This is a genomic window from Falsiroseomonas oryzae, assembly GCF_027856955.1.
Lineage (GTDB): Bacteria > Pseudomonadota > Alphaproteobacteria > Acetobacterales > Acetobacteraceae > Falsiroseomonas > Falsiroseomonas oryzae.
The window spans coordinates 1-1021 of record NZ_JAPSMD010000869.1; the positions used below are offsets into that span (position 1 = coordinate 1).

Consider the following 1021-nt stretch of genomic DNA (forward strand, 5'->3'; position numbering starts at 1 on the left):
AGGCCGGTGGGGGGCGGCGGCACGCGGCTCGTCGCGGCCTCGCGCACGGCGCGGAAGGCGCCGACGGTGCGCCGTGCCAGCAGCACCGCAAGGCCGAAGCCGACCGCCAGCACCGCGCCGCCGACCAGCACCGTGCGCAGCAGCATCGTCCGCAGCGGCGCCGCGAAGGCGGCGCGCGGCATCGTCATCACATAGCCGTAGCCGCTCCGCTGGCCGCGCAGGATGGCGGTGATCACCGGCATCCCCTCGCGCGTCGTCAACCCGTGCAGCACGCCGGTGCGCCCCGTTTCGAGCAGCCGGGCGATCTCCGGCCGCGCCGGGCGGCCCACCACGCCTTCCTCCCCCCCGCTGCGCGCCACCGAGACGCCGCGGCGGTCCAGCATCGAGGCGGTCCAGCCTGCCGCCATGTCCTCCGCGCCCAGCCCCGAGGCTTCCCGCAGCAGTTCCGCGAAGCGCTCGCGCGGAAAGCTCAGCCCGATCCCCGCCGCCGTCCGCCGCGCCGCCTCCCCGGCTTCCGGCACCGCGCGCAGCGGCACGGCCACCGAGACGGTCAGCAGGCCCGAGAGCGGCGCCTCGAACAGGTTCGTCACCTGGATCCGCCCTTCCGCCAGGAGGCGTCGCGCCTCCTCCGGTGCCGGCACGCCCTCCTGAAGGTCGCCGCGCGCCCGCAGCGTGCTGAGCAGGATGGTCCCGTCCGTGCCGATCAGCGTGACCGGCAGCCCGCCGACCGCGCGGGAGGCGGCGCGCATCTCCTCGTCCATCGCGCCGAGGTCGCCGCGGCCCAGCGCGGCGGAGGCGGCGAGCGCCTGCAGCAGCACCTCCGCCCGGTCGAACTCCCGCTCGAGCGCCAGCGCGATACCCTGCACGCGCTCCAGCAGCGCGCGCTCCGCCTGTTCCCGCACGCCCCCCTGCGCGGCCCAGACGCTCCAGGCCGCCAGGCCGAGCAGCGGCAGCGCGACCAGGGCCACCAGGGCAGCCAGGCGTCGCGCCAGCGTCGGCCCGCGATGCTGCGCCCGCGGCG

General features: G+C 77.7%; 1 protein-coding gene. It reads right to left on the reverse strand.

The window, feature by feature from the left end; all coding sequences use genetic code 11:
• On the reverse strand, window positions 1-1021 hold a 1021-nt coding region (locus OZN99_RS32355; RefSeq protein ID WP_270939286.1), incomplete at both ends, for a hypothetical protein.